At 68.5% G+C, this 14,091-nt stretch carries 13 protein-coding genes; 4 read left to right on the plus strand and 9 right to left on the minus strand.

The annotated features are described in order from the left end of the window. Nucleotides 1–33: 33 nt before the first annotated feature. Nucleotides 34–465: an Lrp/AsnC family transcriptional regulator gene (locus LHP98_RS00085; protein WP_227250464.1), complete on the minus strand. Its 432-nt coding sequence runs from the start codon at nucleotides 463–465 to the stop codon at nucleotides 34–36. A 219-nt stretch (nucleotides 466–684) separates the two neighbouring features. Between LHP98_RS00085 and LHP98_RS00090 the strand changes: the two genes are divergently transcribed. The 3 genes from LHP98_RS00090 (at nucleotide 685) to aguB (ending at nucleotide 4,146) form a co-directional block, all read left to right on the plus strand. Beyond that, complete coding sequence (locus tag LHP98_RS00090; protein WP_227250465.1) at nucleotides 685–1,830, plus strand: type III PLP-dependent enzyme; 1,146 nt, start codon at nucleotides 685–687, stop codon at nucleotides 1,828–1,830. A gap of 327 nt (nucleotides 1,831–2,157) precedes the next feature. Then, entirely contained in the window at nucleotides 2,158–3,189 is a 1,032-nt protein-coding gene (locus LHP98_RS00095; RefSeq protein WP_227250466.1) for a DUF2235 domain-containing protein, read from the plus strand. 84 nt (nucleotides 3,190–3,273) lie between these two features. After that, the gene (gene aguB / locus LHP98_RS00100; protein ID WP_227250467.1) at nucleotides 3,274–4,146 is read left to right on the plus strand and encodes an N-carbamoylputrescine amidase; all 873 of its coding nucleotides are present in this window, start codon (nucleotides 3,274–3,276) and stop codon (nucleotides 4,144–4,146) included. Nucleotides 4,147–4,152: 6 nt separating this feature from the next. On the opposite strand, the gene LHP98_RS00105 is transcribed toward aguB, so the two are convergent. The 4 genes from LHP98_RS00105 to gltX form a co-directional block, all read right to left on the minus strand. After that, nucleotides 4,153–4,782 carry an alternative oxidase gene (locus LHP98_RS00105; protein ID WP_227250468.1) on the minus strand — a complete coding sequence of 210 codons (630 nt, stop codon included), beginning with the start codon at nucleotides 4,780–4,782 and terminating at the stop codon, nucleotides 4,153–4,155. A gap of 80 nt (nucleotides 4,783–4,862) precedes the next feature. Beyond that, entirely contained in the window at nucleotides 4,863–5,582 is a 720-nt protein-coding gene (locus LHP98_RS00110) for a heparan-alpha-glucosaminide N-acetyltransferase (protein WP_227250469.1), read from the minus strand. A 117-nt stretch (nucleotides 5,583–5,699) separates the two neighbouring features. Beyond that, on the minus strand, nucleotides 5,700–7,001 hold the full coding sequence (gltA, locus tag LHP98_RS00115; protein WP_227250470.1) for a citrate synthase: 1,302 nt from the start codon (nucleotides 6,999–7,001) through the stop codon (nucleotides 5,700–5,702). Nucleotides 7,002–7,106: 105 nt separating this feature from the next. Further along, on the minus strand, nucleotides 7,107–8,507 hold the full coding sequence (gltX, locus tag LHP98_RS00120) for a glutamate--tRNA ligase (protein WP_227250471.1): 1,401 nt from the start codon (nucleotides 8,505–8,507) through the stop codon (nucleotides 7,107–7,109). Between the two features lie 94 nt (nucleotides 8,508–8,601). On the opposite strand from gltX, the gene LHP98_RS00125 reads away from it, so the two are divergent. Then, nucleotides 8,602–10,731 carry a ComEC/Rec2 family competence protein gene (locus LHP98_RS00125; protein ID WP_227250472.1) on the plus strand — a complete coding sequence of 710 codons (2,130 nt, stop codon included), beginning with the start codon at nucleotides 8,602–8,604 and terminating at the stop codon, nucleotides 10,729–10,731. Between the two features lie 7 nt (nucleotides 10,732–10,738). On the opposite strand, the gene lexA is transcribed toward LHP98_RS00125, so the two are convergent. From lexA to trpC, 4 genes are all read right to left on the minus strand, one after another. Beyond that, complete coding sequence (gene lexA, locus LHP98_RS00130; protein ID WP_227250473.1) at nucleotides 10,739–11,455, minus strand: transcriptional repressor LexA; 717 nt, start codon at nucleotides 11,453–11,455, stop codon at nucleotides 10,739–10,741. A gap of 150 nt (nucleotides 11,456–11,605) precedes the next feature. Continuing rightward, complete coding sequence (gene glp, locus LHP98_RS00135) at nucleotides 11,606–12,772, minus strand: gephyrin-like molybdotransferase Glp (RefSeq protein ID WP_227250474.1); 1,167 nt, start codon at nucleotides 12,770–12,772, stop codon at nucleotides 11,606–11,608. After that, nucleotides 12,769–13,248, minus strand: a complete 480-nt coding sequence (gene moaC / locus LHP98_RS00140) for a cyclic pyranopterin monophosphate synthase MoaC (RefSeq protein WP_227250475.1) — start codon at nucleotides 13,246–13,248, stop codon at nucleotides 12,769–12,771. The genes glp and moaC overlap by 4 nt, the downstream gene beginning before the upstream one ends. Then, nucleotides 13,245–14,060, minus strand: coding sequence for an indole-3-glycerol phosphate synthase TrpC (gene trpC / locus LHP98_RS00145; protein WP_227250476.1), 816 nt, complete (start codon nucleotides 14,058–14,060; stop codon nucleotides 13,245–13,247). The genes moaC and trpC overlap by 4 nt, the downstream gene beginning before the upstream one ends. Nucleotides 14,061–14,091 lie beyond the last annotated feature (31 nt).

Consider the following 14,091-nt stretch of genomic DNA (forward strand, 5'->3'; position numbering starts at 1 on the left):
CGCCCAGTCACACGTCCCATTCAGACTGCCCAGTCAGACTGCCCGGTCGATCTTGGTTGACAGGTGGATCAGGCTTTCCGACGACCGCACCCCGGTCATCGCGCCGATCTGGTCCAGCACCTGGTCCAGCACCTGGGTGTTGGGGCAGGCGATCTGCAGCAGCAGGTCCACCCGGCCCGAGGTGGTGAACACCCGCTCGACCTCATGGATCGACTTCAGCCGCGTCAGGACCGCCGCCTGCGCCCGCGGCTCGATTGTCAGCAGCACCGAGGCCCGCAGCCGCCCCTCGCGCGCGGTTTCGCCCAGCTTCAGCGTGTAGCCGACGATCACGCCGCCGGTCTCCAGTCGCTCAAGCCGGGCCTGGATGGTGCTGCGCGCCACCTTCAGCCGACGCGCAAGCATGGCCACCGACATGCGCGCATCGGCCCCCAGCAGTCCGACGATGTTGCGATCCAGCTCATCCATGCAATATGCCCAGGTGTTTCGTCATTCTGACGACGATTCGATGCGGATTTATAGTTTCGCCCGGTGAAGATGTCACCCATATCGCGCATCCTCACTGCAGGAAAAGGGCGGCTCATACGCACCTGGCCTGGTTCCGAAGGAAACCACGCTGGGCCCGGCCCCCCAAGCTGCACGGGGATCAAGGGCGACGCGTCTTCATTGGCCGAAAGGATCACGCCGATGGGACTGTCCAAGACAATCTGGACCAACCCGACCGAATACCTCCGCACCGAAGCGCCGGAGACCCCCGTGCTGTTCTTCGCCCCCGCCGTTGTGCAGGCGGCAGCGCGCCGCTTCATCGACGGCTTTCCCGGCATGGTGACCTATGCGGTCAAGTCCAACCCGGGCGAAGAGATGGTCGAGAACCTCGCCGCCGCCGGCGTGCGCGGCTATGACTGCGCCTCGGCCTTCGAGATCGACCTGATCCGCCGCCTCGCCCCGGATGCCGCGATCCACTACAACAACCCGGTCCGCTCGCGGGCGGAAATCGCCCACGCGGTGGCCAAGGGAGTCAAGTCCTACAGCGTGGATTCGAAATCCGAACTGGCCAAGCTGATCGAACTGGTCCCGGCCGAGGGCACCGAGATCAGCGTGCGCTTCAAGCTGCCGGTCGCCGGGGCCGCCTACAACTTCGGTGCCAAGTTCGGCGCGACCGAAGAATTGGCGGCCGAGCTTCTGAAGATCGTCGCCGCGGCGGGCTTCATCCCCTCGCTGACCTTCCACCCGGGCACGCAATGCACCGACCCGCACGCCTGGGACACCTACATCCGCGAGGCCGCCCGCATCGCCGCTGACGCCGGCGTGACCATCGCCCGGCTGAACGTGGGCGGCGGCTTCCCCAGCCACCGGCTGACCGCCGTGGTGCCGCAGCTTGAGGAAACCTTCGCCCTGATCGACCGCGCCGCGACCGAGGCCTTCGGCGACAACCGCCCGCTGCTGGTCTGCGAGCCGGGCCGGGCGCTGTGCGGCGACGCCTTCACCCTGGCGGCCCGCGTCAAGGCGGTGCGCGACAATCAGCACGTCTTCCTGAACGACGGCGTCTACGGCACCCTGACCGAACTGCCGCTGATCGGCGTGATCGACCGCATCCAGGTGGTCGATTCCGAAGGCCGCCCGCGCAAGGGCAAGCTGAAGCCGCGCATCGTCTTCGGTCCGACCTGCGATTCGGTCGACCGGCTGCCGGGCGACATCCCGCTGCCTGCCGACCTGGCCGAGGGCGACTATGTGATCTGGCACGGCATGGGGTCGTATTCGGTGGTCACCAACAGCCGCTTCAACGGCTTTGGCGATTTGCACATGGCGACCGTCCTGTCGCTGACCGTGTGAACGCATTCGCGCGACCTTCAACCCCCCGGCTGGACAAACCCGGCCGGGGGTTTAGCTTTGCCGTCAGGAGCATGGCGGAAAAAGGATGGATCGTGGCGCAGTCCGCTTCGCGACCGATGTGGCCGGCGGGCACCGCTTCCGCGGCCCAAGTCCCGCGCGAACCCGGCGTTAACCTCGTGGAGGGGCGCGCGGCCTACGATTCCGGTTGCGACCCGGCGACCGGGGGGGCCAACCGGGCGCCCGGTCGCCGCGGTCCGCCGCAACACAGGGAGGCCTGCCACGTCCCGGATTGAGAACCTGCGCCGCTGGCTGGGCTACACCCGGCCGGTGGTCGAGACCGAGCCCGCCGCCCCGCCGCCGCGCGGCCAGCGGCGCGGCCGGGTCGACCATGTGGTGATCCTGGACGGCACCCTGTCGACGCTGGACCCGGGGATGGAAACCAACGCCGGCCTGGCCTTCCGGCTGATCGCCGAAGGCCCGTTGCGCCCCGACCGCACGGTCTATTACGAACCCGGCATGCAGTGGCAGGGCTGGCGCCGGCTCAGCGACCTGGCCCAGGGCCGCGGCCTGAACCGCCAGATCAAGCGCGCCTATGGCTACCTGGCCAGCCACTACCGGGCCGGCGACCGCATCTTCCTGTTGGGCTATTCCCGCGGCGCCTTCGCGGTGCGCAGCCTGGCCGGGGTGATCGACCAGGTTGGCCTGCTGCGCGCCGACGCCGCCACCGAACGCAACGTGCAACTGGTCTACCGCCACTACCGGCTGAACCCGGAAGGCGAGGCCGCCCGCGCTTTCGCCCGCCTCTACTGCCACCCGCAGGCGCCGATCCAGATGGTCGGGGTCTGGGATACGGTCAAGGCGCTGGGCCTGCGGCTGCCGCTCTTGTGGAAGTTGACCGAAAAGGCCCATGCCTTCCACAGCCACCATCTGGGCGCCTCGGTCCGCCACGGCTTTCATGCGCTGGCGCTGAACGAAACCCGCGCGGCCTTTGCGCCGGTGCTCTGGGATTGCCCGCCCGGCTGGGACGGCAACGTCGAGCAGGTCTGGTTCCGCGGCGCGCATGGCGACATCGGCGGCCAGATCGGCACCTTCCCGACCGCCCGGCCACTGTCGAACATCCCGCTGGTCTGGATGCTGGATCGGGCCGAAGCCTGCGGCCTGACCCTGCCACCCGACTGGCGCGCGCGCTTCCCCTGCGACCCAGAGGCGCCGATGGTCGGCACTTGGAAAAGCTGGGGCAAGCTGTTCCTGTTGCGCCACCGCCGCGACATCGGCCGCGACCGCTCGGAACGCCTGCACGACACCGTCGTCGGCTCCGCCCGGGACCTCTGGCCGCCCGCCGCCCTGCCGGCGGAATAGGTCTTCTGCCTTCCTCTCTGTGGAAATATCCTCCGGGGGTCCGGGGGTGGAAAACCCCCGGCCTGCCCGCAAAAGGAACGCCTCATGCGCTTGCTCACCCTCGCCGCCACCCAGTTCGCCTGCAGCTGGGACCTGCCCACCAATGCCGACCGGGCCGAGGCTCTGGTCCGGCAGGCCGCTTCCCAGGGCGCGCAAGTGGTGCTGGTGCAGGAATTGTTCGCCACCCCCTATTTCTGCATCACCCAGGACCCCGCGCATTTCGACCTGGCCCAGCCGATGCAGGGCCACCCGCTGATCGCGCGGTTTGCCGACCTGGCCCGCGAGCTGGGCATCGTGCTGCCCTGTTCGTATTTCGAGCGGGCGGGCCAGGCGTTCTTCAATTCGGTGGCGATGATCGACGCGGATGGCCGGATTCTGGGCAATTACCGCAAGAGCCACATCCCGCAGGGGCCGGGCTATGAGGAAAAGTTCTACTTCTCGCCCGGCGATACCGGCTTTCGGGTCTGGGACACCCGGTTTGGCCGGATCGGGGTCGGCATTTGCTGGGACCAATGGTTCCCCGAGGCGGCCCGCGCGATGGCGCTGATGGGGGCCGAGGTCCTGCTGTATCCGACGGCGATCGGATCAGAACCCTGTCGCCCCGACTATGACAGCCAGTCGCATTGGCAGATGACCATGCGCGGCCATGCAGCAGCGAACATCCTGCCGGTGGTCGCCTCGAACCGCATCGGAGTGGAGCGGTCGCCCGACGGGCGCGAACTGACGTTCTATGGTTCAAGCTTCATCGCGGGGCCGCAAGGCGAGGTTCTGGCACAGGCCGACCGGGGCACCACGGCGGTGATCACCGCCGAGGTCGATCTCAAGGCCGTGGCACAGATGCGGGCGGCCTGGGGCCTGTTCCGCGACCGCCGGCCCGACACCTACCACGCGCTCGGCTCGCTCGACGGCCGGGGCTGATCGCCCTCAGCCTGCCGCCAGGCTGTCTGCCATCTGGTGGTTGCGGTCGCGGTGGCCGGCTTCGTCGGCCCGCACCGCGATGACCACGTCGCGCAGCCGCGCTTCGGGTGCGAGATGCCAGTAAGCGATCGCGATCTGCGGCGCCGGCGGGTTTTCTGTCCGCCCGGCGTCGATCTCGTCCAGAAACTGCGAATAGCTGACCACTGCCTCTTCCTCAAGATAGCCGACGATCCGGTGAGCGATCCGCGGGGCGAACAGATACAGCCAGAAGTAGGCGTTGTAGAACACCGCCTGGCCCAGCAGGATGATCGTCCGTTCCAGCCGGGTGGGCTGGGCGATCTGGACAAAGGTCATCAGGTGCATCCGCTCGTTCTCGGCTTCGTCCAGAAGCTCGCGGATCCAGCCCTGATCGTCGCGGATATGGCGCAGCGCCTTGAGATGCTGCAACAGCCCGCCCACCATGCCGGGCACGGCGGCGACGGTCTCCAGCACCACCGCGCGGTGACCGTAGCGTTTGGAAAAGAAGGCATCGGCGAACCGGCGCATCAGCTTGACCGTGCGCAGGGCGATGCGGTCGCCCCAGGTTCGGGGGGCGTGGCGCAGCGACAGGTCCGTCGCCTGAAGTCGGTTCGTCATGGTCCTGGTCCATTCCTGAATGTCACATGCAAGATATGGGCTGTTCCGGCGCCCTGACATCGGGTGCCCCCTGCGGCAGGCTAGCGCAGCAGCCAGCTGGCGCCCAGGACCAGTCCGATCAGCACCGGCTGGTGAATGAGGTAGATCGCCAGCGAATGCCGCCCCGGCCAGGCCAGACGGCGCAGCAGCGGCGTCTCGGACCAGGTGAGGTGCCGCCAGAGGTCGAAGCGGCTGAGCAGCCGGCCGCTGGCCAGCCCGGCAAGGAAGGGGGCGAACCAGGGGAAGAACGGCTCGAAATCGGCGGTCAGCGGCCGGGTCGAGGACAGGCCGGCCCAGACCGGCCAGCCGCTCTGGGCCGGCAGTGTCCACAGATAGGGCAGGGCAAAGACCGCAACCGCGACGGCAAGGGTCACCACGGCGGGCAGGCGCAGGAACACCAGGCCCGCAACCGAAGACACGGCGATCGAATGCAGGATGCCGTAATAGGTCGTCAACTGCCCCTTGAAGGCGAAATGGGTGGCGACGCTCACCAGCGCCGCCGCCGCCGCGATCTTCAGCAGCCGCCGCGCGAAAGCGCCCCAGCGCAGACGCTGGCCATGCGCCATCCAAAGCGACAGCCCGGCCAGGAAGATGAACCCGCCGGCCACGATCCGCGCGTGATACCAGAACCAGCCGGTAACGGCGGTGCCAGGGGCGATCCAGCGGAACGCCTCAAGGTCATAGGTGATGTGAAACACCACCATTCCCGCCAGCGCCGCGGTTCGCGCCAGGTCGACCGCCAGAACCCGTTCTCCCGTCACGCGCGCCCTCCGGATGCCCCGGCCATCCTGCCCGCCCCGCTGCCGGCCGCAAGCGCCAAGTGAAAGGGGCGGCTCTGCTGAGCCGCCCCCCTCGTTTGCGCCGGTTCCCTTCGCGCCTTAGCGGTGGCGCACGTCGACATAATCCCGCCGCTTGGGCCCGATGTAGAGCTGCCGCGGTCTGCCGATCTTCTGGTTCTTGTCGCCGATCATTTCCTTCCACTGCGAAATCCAGCCGACGGTCCGCGAAATCGCGAAGATCGGCGTGAACATCGAGGTCGGGAACCCCATCGCCTCGAGGATGATCCCCGAGTAGAAGTCGACGTTCGGGTAAAGCTTCTTCGACACGAAGTAATCGTCCGACAGGGCGATCCGCTCCAGCTCCTTGGCGACCTGGAGGATCGGGTTGTCCTCGATGCCCAGCAGGCCCAGCACCTCGTCGGCCGATTCCTTCATCACCTTGGCGCGCGGGTCGAAGTTCTTGTAGACCCGGTGGCCAAAGCCCATCAGCCGGAAGCCCGAATTCTTGTCCTTGGCCTTCGCGATGTATTCCGGGATGCGGTCGACGCTGCCGATCTCCTTGAGCATCTCCAGGCAGGCCTGGTTCGCCCCGCCATGGGCCGGTCCCCAGAGGCAGGCGATGCCGGCGGCGATGCAGGCAAACGGGTTGGCGCCGGACGAGCCGGCCAGCCGGACGGTCGAGGTCGAGGCGTTCTGCTCATGGTCCGCATGCAGCATCATGATGCGGTCCATCGCCTTTTCCAGCACCGGCGAAACCACATAATCCTCGGCCGGGATGGCAAAGCACATGTGCAGGAAGTTGCCGGCGTAAGAGAGCGAGTTCTTCGGATAGACGAAAGGTTGGCCCAGCGAATACTTGTAGGCCATCGCGGCGATGGTCGGCAGCTTGGCGATCATCCGGATCGCGGCAACCTCGCGCTGCCAGGGATCGTTGATGTCAAGCGAGTCATGGTAGAACGCCGACATCGCCCCCACCACGCCCACCATGGTGGCCATCGGGTGGCTGTCCCGGCGGAAGCCGCGGAAGAAATAGTGCATCTGTTCATGCACCATGGTGTGTCGCGTCACCCGGGCATTGAAGTCGGCCAGTTGGCCGGCGGTCGGCAGGTCTCCGTAAAGCAAGAGGTAGCACACCTCGAGGTGGGTCGACTTGTCGGCCAGCTGCTCGATCGGGTAGCCGCGATACAGAAGTTCGCCCAGGTCGCCGTCGATGTAGGTGATGGTGCTCTCGCACGACGCGGTCGAGGTGAAGCCCGGATCATAGGTGAAGATGTCCGCCTCGCCATAGAGCTTGCGGATGTCCACCACGTCGGGGCCAAGCGTGGGATGCAGGACCGGAAGATCGTAGTCCTTGCCGTCCAGCGTCAGCGTCGCTTTTCTGTTGGTTGTCGTTGTCGTCACGTTCGTCCCCCGTCTCGGGCCCGATGCCGCAAGGCAGGCGGCGGGCCGGTGTCCATGCTCCGCCCCCCGCGGGGGGCGCATCAAGGTCAGGCGGCGTCTGTGGCCTCAGGCCGCAGCATCCGCAAGCCTTGCAATCGTCTCGTCCCGACCGATGGCAAGCATCATGTCATAGACCGAGGGCGTCACACTGCAACCCGCCAATGCGGCCCGAAGCGGGGCCGCGAGCTTGCCGAATCCGATGCCGTTTTGCGCGGCGATCTCGTTCAGGATGGTCTCCAGCGAGTCTTTCGTCCAGCTAACATTTTGCAGGCGCGGCGTCAATGATTTCAGTATACCACGGGATACCGCATCCAGCGCCGCCGCCGCCTTCTCGTCCGGCGCCACAGGCCGGTCGATCAGCGCAAACTTCGCTTTTTCAAGCAGTTCCGGAAAGGTCTTCGCACGTTCTTTCAACGCCGCCATGGCCGCAAGAATTCTGTCGCGCTGCACCGCTGTCAGCGCGGGCCGTCCAGCGGCGGCCAGGTAGCCCGTCAGTTCATGCAGCAGCGCGGCATCTTCGGTCATCGCGACATGATGGCCGCAAGTGTTTTCCAATTTCTTGAAATCCAGCCGGGCAGGCGCGCGGCCAATGCCTTCCAGCGTGAAAACCTTCATCGCTTCGGCGCTGGTGAACACCTCCATGTCGCCATGCGCCCAGCCCAGCCGGGTCAGATAGTTGCGCATCCCGGCGGCCGGGTAGCCCATCGCCTGGTATTCCTCCAGCCCGGTCGCGCCGTGGCGTTTCGACAGCTTCTTGCCGTCGGGGCCGTGAATCAGCGGGATGTGCGCCCAGACCGGCACCGCCCAGCCCATCGCGTCATAGACCATCTGCTGGCGGGCGGCGTTGTTCAGGTGATCATCGCCGCGGATCACATGGGTCACGCCCATGTCGTGATCGTCCACCACCACGGCCAGCATGTAGGTGGGCGTGTTGTCGCTGCGCAGCACGATCATGTCGTCCAGCGTCTCGTTGCGGATCACCACGCGGCCCTGCACCTTGTCGTCGATCACCGTCTCGCCCATGCGCGGGGCCTTCATGCGGATGGCAAAGGGCGCGTCGGGCCAGGTCGCCGGGTCGGCATCGCGCCAGGGGCTTTGGAACACCGCATAGCTGCCGCGGGCTTCTGCTTCGGCGCGGAAGGCGGCAATTTCCTGCGGCGTGGAAAAGCAGCGATAGGCGGTGCCGCGGGCCAGCATCTCATGCGCCACCTCGGCGTGGCGGGCCTTGCGGGCGAACTGGCTGACCACCTCGCCGTCCCAGTCCAGACCCAGCCAGGTCAGGCCCTTGAGGATGGCCTCGGTCGCCTCGGGGGTTGACCGCTCGCGGTCGGTATCCTCGATCCGCAGCAGGAACTTGCCGCCGCGCCCGCGGGCGTAGAGCCAGTTGAACAGCGCCGTCCGTGCGCCGCCGATATGCAGATAGCCGGTGGGCGAGGGCGCAAAGCGGGTGACCACGTCGGATGCCATGGGCGCGTTAACCTTTCGGAAACCAAGTTCAAGGAAGAGTGAAAGCCGGGCCGGCAACGGCGGCATTTAGACGGGATGGGAGGGCAAGGGCAAGGTGGCGGTCACGGCGTCCTGGGCCGACCGGTGGCTGCTTTGGCCGCTGCGTGCGCTGGTCGAGGCGCGGGGGCACCTGTTCCCGCTGGCCGCGGTGCTGATCGGCTGCGGCGTCGGTGCCTGGTTCGTCTGGCCGTGGGAACCCGGGCGCCTGCTCTACGCCGGCGTTGCGGGTCTGGCCCTGACGGGGGCGCTGGTCCTTGTCCGCGCGCCAGACCTGTTGCGCCCGTTGGGGGCGGCCCTCCTGGCCCTGGCACTGGGCTTCCTGGCGGCCGGCCTGCGCGCGCAACTGGTGCAGGCGCCGATGCTGACCTTCCGCTACTACGGTCCGGTCGAGGGCCGCATCGTCGAGATCGACCGCTCGGCCTCCGATGCGCTGCGGGTGACGCTGGACCGGGTGGTGCTGGAGGATCTGCCGCCGGACCGCACGCCCGACAAGGTGCGGGTCTCGCTGCAGGGCGACCAGCCCTTCCTGACGCCGCAACCGGGGCAGACCATCATCGTCACCGCCAGCCTGGCCGCCCCCGACGGCGCGGTCGAGCCGGGCGGCTTCGACTTCCGCCGGATGGCCTATTTCGAAGGCCTGGGCGCGGTGGGCTATACCCGCAAACCCGCGCTGCTGCTGGAAGACCCCGGCCCAGGGGAAGAGAAGGTGGGGCGGCTGCGCGCCTATCTCTCGGCCGCGATGCGGGCGCGGATTCCGGGCGATGCCGGGGCCTTCGCCTCGGGGTCGATGACCGGGGACCGCTCGGGCATCAGCCACGACACCGTGGTGGCGTTGCGCGACAGCTCGCTGGCGCACCTCCTGGCGATCTCGGGGATGAACCTGGCCTTCCTGGTGGGCTTTGTCTTCCTGCTGATCCGCAACGCCATTGCGCTGGTGCCGCCGCTGGCCGTGCGGGTCAACGGCAAGAAGGTGGCGGCGGTGCTGTCCTTCGGGGTGGCCTGGTTCTATCTGCTGCTGTCCGGCTCGAACGTGGCCACCGAGCGGGCCTTTGTCATGGTGGCGGTGATGCTGGGCGCGGTGATGCTGGATCGCCGGGCGATCACCCTGCGCTCGGCCGCGGTGGCGGCGGCGGTGCTGCTGCTGATGCAGCCCGAAAGCCTGCTGTCGCCCGGCTTCCAGATGTCCTTTGCGGCGACGCTGGCTTTGATCTGGGGGTTTTCGGTGCTGGACCACAAGGTCCTGCTGGGGGAATGGCCGCGCTGGGCGGTGCCGGTGTTCACCCTGGTCGCCAGTTCGGCGATCGGCGGCATCGCCACGGCGCCCTTTGCCGCGGCGCATTTCAACCGCTTCACCGATTACGGCTTTTTTGCCAACCTGTTGACCGTGCCGGTGATGGGCGCGGTGGTGATGCCGATGGGCGCGCTGGCCGCGCTGCTGGCGCCCCTTGGCCTCGCCGGGCTGCCGCTGTGGCTGATGGGTCTGGGCTGCGAATGGATCCTGCTGGTGGCGCACAAGGTGGCATCTTTCGAGGGCGCGGTGACGGCGATTCCATCGCCGGGGGCGGTGGTGGTGCCGCTGATCTCGTTGGGGGCGCTTTGGGTGATCCTGTGGCCCGGGCGGGCGCGCTGGCTGGGGCTGGTGGCGGTGCTGGGCGCACTGGCGCAGTGGCCGATGGCCGGGCGGCCCGATCTGCTCATATCCGGCGACGGCCGGCTGGTGGGGCTGATGGGGCCCGAGGGCCGGGCGCTGTCGTCGCCCAAGGGCGGCGGCTTTGCGGCGCAGAACTGGCTTGAGAACGACGGCGATCTGGTCGCGCAGGACCAGGCCGCGACACGCCCCGGCTTCGACGGCCCGAAAGAGGCGCGCAGCTTCACCTTCGCGGGACTGCGCGGCGTGGCGCTGTCGGGCAAGAAGGGCCTGGCCCGGCTGGCCGAGGCCTGTGCCGGGGCCGACCTCGTGGTGCTGTCGGCCAAGGCCGAGGCGGTGCCGCAGGGTTGCCGGCTGATTGATCAGAATGTGCTGGAACAGACCGGGCCGCTGGCGCTGACGCTGGGCGCCGACGGCGCGGTCACCTTGCGCGCCAGCCGCGCCGGCGGCCGGGTCTGGAGCGGCGAGCCGCTGGACGAAAGCCTGCTGGCCGGGCTGCTGCCGCCGGCAAAGCAGATCGCCAGCGCCGATCAGTAGGCGCGGGTCAGTAGTTGCGGATCAGGCCGACCAGGCGGCCCTGCACCTTGACCAGGTGGTCGGGGAAGACGCGGGTCTCATAGGCCGGGTTGGCAGCTTCCAGCGCGATCATGCCGCCGCGGCGGCGAAAGCGCTTGAGCGTGGCCTCGCTGTCTTCGACCAGAGCCACCACGATATCGCCGTTCTCGGCCGTGGTCTGTTCGCGGATCACCACGATGTCGCCGTCGTTGATGCCGGCCTCGATCATCGAATCGCCCTTGACCTCAAGGGCATAGTGACTGCCGTGGCCTGACAGCATGCTGCCCGGCACGGCGACGTGGTGGCTGACCTCGCTGATCGCCTCGATCGGCACACCGGCGGCGATGCGGCCCATCACCGGCAGCTCCATCGCATGCACGGCCTCGACCGGCATAGCGCCCCGTGGCGGGTCGGTGCGGTCGCCCTTGATGACCTTGGGATCGAACCGGGGGGGGCTTGAGCGCGAGGGGGTGAAGCCCGGCTTCTCCATCGCTTCGGGCAGCTTGATGATTTCCAGCGCCCGGGCGCGGTGGGCCAGGCGGCGGATGAAGCCGCGTTCTTCCAGTGCGGTGATCAGCCGGTGGATGCCGGATTTCGAGCGCAGGTCGAGCGCCTCCTTCATCTCGTCGAACGAGGGCGGCACGCCGTCCTGGTCCATCCGGGTCTTGATGAAGTTCAGTAGTTCAAGCTGCTTGCGCGTGAGCATCCGGCCACCCTCCGGGGAAATCGTTAACACAATGTTCTGCCCGTGTTCCCGGTTTGTGTCAAGCCGTTTGCGAATCGTCTGGGGGTGGCCGGACAGCGGGGGCGCTTCGCCCCCCGCACCCCCAGAGGATATTTTTGCAGAGAGGAAGGCTCAGATCGGCAGGAAGGGGACAAGGTCGCCGGCCAGGCGGGGGCCGTCCGAGGCCGGGCGGATCAGCAGGGCATTGGCCTGGGTGAGGATGGTCAGCAGCGCGCTGTCCTGGGCCTCGAAGGGGGCGATACGGTCGCCGTGCAGGCGGGCGCGCATGTAGTGGGTGCGCGGGCCGTTGGCGGGCAGGGCCTCGGCCAGGCGGGCGCTGTGGGGGTGCGGCAGCGGGTCGGGGTCGCCTTGCAGGGCGCGGATCAGTGGCAACAGGAAGAGGTGGCCGCAGATGATGGCCGAGACCGGGTTGCCGGGCAGGCCCAGCATCGCAGCCGGGCCCATGCGGCCGGCCATCAGCGGCTTGCCGGGGCGCATGGCGATCTTCCAGAACGCCGGTTGCATCCCCAGGTCGCGGGCGACCTTGCCGACCAGGTCATGGTCGCCGACCGAGGCGCCGCCGATGGTGACGATGACGTCGACGCCTTGCGCCAGCCCGAAGCAGGCGCGCAGGGCGTCCTCGCTGTCGCGGGCGATGGGCAGAAGGCGGGTTTCGGCGCCCTCGGCCCGGGCCATGGCGTCCAGCGCGAAGGCGTTGGAGGCGATGATCTGGTCGGGGCCGGGATCTTCGCCCGGCATCACCAACTCGTCGCCGGTGGCCATGAAGGCCACCACCGGGCGGCGGGCGACGGGGGCCTGGGCGATGTTCATTGCGGCCAGCAGCGCCAGGTCGGCGGGGCGCAGGCGGCGCGGGGACAGTGTGGCGCCGGCCGGGAAGTCGGACCCTTGGGCGCGGATGTGGCGGGCGGCGTCGGCGTTGGCCCGCAGGGTGATGCGGTCGCCGTCGCGGTCGACGTCTTCCTGCAGGATGACGCGGGTCGCCCCTTGCGGCACCGGGGCGCCGGTGAAGATGCGGATCGCGTCGCCGGCGGCCACTCGGCCCGGGTAGGCGTGGCCGGCGCCGGCCTCGCCGGTGACCTGCAGGCTGTCGCCCGACCTGGGGTCGCCCGCGACCGCATAGCCATCCATCGCCGAGGCCGCAAACGGCGGCTGGTCGCGGCGGGCGGCGACCGGGGCGGCCAGCCAGCGACCGGCGGCCTGGCGCAGCGGCACGGTTTCCGCCGGCAGGGCGGCGCAAAGCGCCAGGACGCGGGCCTGGGCTTCTTCGACCGAAATCATGGGCCCGCCTCGTAACGTCCTGATTTGCCGCCGTCTTTCAGCAAGAGCCGGATGCCCTCGATGCGCATGGATTTCTCGACCGCCTTGACCATATCGTAGACCGTCAGGCAGGCGATCGAGACCGCGGTCAGCGCCTCCATCTCGACGCCGGTCTGGCCGCCGGTCTTGACCGTGGCCTCGACGCGGATCGCCGACCGGGCGGGGTCGGCGGTCAGCTCGACCGCGACCCTGGTGATCGGCAGCGGGTGGCAGAGCGGGATCAGATCGGCGGTGCGCTTGGCGGCCATGATGCCGGCCAGCCGGGCGACCGACAGCACGTCGCCCTTTTGCGCCCGGCCTTCGCTGACCAGGGCCAGGGTTTCGGGCGACATCACGACAAAACCCTCGGCGGTGGCCAGGCGGTCGGTCACCGGCTTGCCCGAGACATCGACCATATGCGCCTGACCTTGCGCGTCGAAGTGGGTGAGGCCGGTCATGCCGTGCCGCCTTGTGCCGTCAGCGGGCGGGCCAGGATCGCGCGGGTGGCTGCGGCGACATCGGCCTGGCGCATCAGGCTTTCGCCGATCAGGAAGCAGCGCGCGCCGTAGCGGGCCAGGTCGGCCAGGTCTTCGGGGGTGTAGAGGCCGCTTTCGGCGACGATCAGGCGATCCTCCGGCACCAGCCGGGCCAGTTGCCGGGTGGTGTCGAGCGAGACTTCGAAGGTGTGCAGGTTACGGTTGTTGATGCCGATCAGCGGCGATTTCAGCGCCTGGGCGCGCTCAAGCTCGGAGCGGTCGTGGACCTCGATCAGCACGTCCATGCCCCAGTGGATCGCGGCGGCTTCCAGGTCGGCGGCCTGGTCGTCGGACACCGAGGCCATGACGATCAGGATGCAGTCGGCCGACAGCGCGCGGGATTCGGCGACCTGCCAGGGGTCGTAGAGGAAATCCTTGCGCAGGCAGGGCAGGGTGGTGGCGTCATGCGCCTGGGTCAGGAACTCGTCCGCGCCCTGGAAAGAGGGGCCGTCGGTCAGCACCGACAGGCAGGTGGCGCCGCCGTCCTCGTAGGCTTTCGCGAGGGCCGGCGGGTCGAAGTCGGGGCGGATCAGGCCCTTCGAGGGCGAGGCCTTCTTGATCTCGGCGATCAGGCCGTAGCCTTGCGTGGCCGCTTCGCGCAGGGCGCGGGCAAAGCCGCGCGGCTGGGGCGCGGCACGGGCGGCGTCTTCGACATCGGCCAGCGGGCGGGCGGCCTTGCGGGCGGCGACCTCTTCCAGCTTGTAGGCCTTGATGCGGTCGAGAATGGTGCTCATGCCGATCTCCTGGCCCCGGCCGCCCCGGGGG

Origin of the sequence: Rhodobacter sp. Har01, from assembly GCF_020564565.1 — a bacterium.
Lineage (GTDB): Bacteria > Pseudomonadota > Alphaproteobacteria > Rhodobacterales > Rhodobacteraceae > Pseudogemmobacter.

Coding starts and splice junctions, on each gene's coding strand:
- LHP98_RS00085 (WP_227250464.1), bottom strand. CDS start 465: ATGGATGAGCTGGATCGCAACATCGTCGGACTGCTGGGGGCCGATGCG.
- glp (WP_227250474.1), bottom strand. CDS start 12,772: ATGATTTCGGTCGAAGAAGCCCAGGCCCGCGTCCTGGCGCTTTGCGCC.
- LHP98_RS00105 (WP_227250468.1), bottom strand. CDS start 4,782: ATGACGAACCGACTTCAGGCGACGGACCTGTCGCTGCGCCACGCCCCC.
- moaC (WP_227250475.1), bottom strand. CDS start 13,248: ATGACCGGCCTCACCCACTTCGACGCGCAAGGTCAGGCGCATATGGTC.
- trpC (WP_227250476.1), bottom strand. CDS start 14,060: ATGAGCACCATTCTCGACCGCATCAAGGCCTACAAGCTGGAAGAGGTC.
- aguB (WP_227250467.1), top strand. CDS start 3,274: ATGCGCTTGCTCACCCTCGCCGCCACCCAGTTCGCCTGCAGCTGGGAC.
- gltX (WP_227250471.1), bottom strand. CDS start 8,507: ATGGCATCCGACGTGGTCACCCGCTTTGCGCCCTCGCCCACCGGCTAT.
- lexA (WP_227250473.1), bottom strand. CDS start 11,455: ATGCTCACGCGCAAGCAGCTTGAACTACTGAACTTCATCAAGACCCGG.
- LHP98_RS00090 (WP_227250465.1), top strand. CDS start 685: ATGGGACTGTCCAAGACAATCTGGACCAACCCGACCGAATACCTCCGC.